The sequence below is a fragment of the Desulfobulbus alkaliphilus genome (assembly GCF_016918545.1).
Classification (GTDB): Bacteria; Desulfobacterota; Desulfobulbia; order Desulfobulbales; family Desulfobulbaceae; genus Desulfobulbus; species Desulfobulbus alkaliphilus.
The window spans coordinates 1-475 of the sequence record NZ_JAFFQC010000173.1; the positions used below are offsets into that span (position 1 = coordinate 1).

General features: G+C 64.8%; 1 protein-coding gene. It reads right to left on the minus strand.

What is annotated here, in order from left to right; all coding sequences use genetic code 11:
• A partial coding sequence (locus JWG43_RS19795; RefSeq protein WP_275888505.1) for a DNA translocase FtsK occupies nucleotides 1-295 on the minus strand: 295 nt, incomplete at its 3' end.
• Between the last annotated feature and the right edge of the window lie 180 nt (nucleotides 296-475).

Genomic DNA, 475 nt, shown 5'->3' on the forward strand with positions numbered 1-475 from the left:
TCTCGATACCCACGGTATCGGACCCGGGGATCGGGGCCTGGATGCGCACGGCAATGGCCTTGAGGGCCAGGGCCAGATCATCGCTGAGATTGGCGATGCGGTTGACGCGGATACCGGGGGCCGGGCGCACCTCGTACATGGTGACCACAGGCCCGGGCGTGATGCGGACAAGCTCGCTCTGGATATCGAAATCCTTCAGGCATTCCATCAAAGCTTTGCCGCGAGCTTCCAGATCCTCGCGGCGGACGCGGGGGGCATCTTTGGAAGGCAGGCTCAACAGATCGAGACTGGGCAAAGGAATGGGAGCACGAGGACGCTTTTCCTGTGCGGCAGGCGTCGTCGGCCGGGAAGCAGGCGCCGCAGGAGCTGCGGGAGTCCCAGCTGCGGCCTTGGGGGCCACAGTACCCTGCTTTGCAGGAACCGCTTCCATCGAGGCGGACGTGGCAGTCTGCTTGTGGCCTTCCTGTGCCGGAGC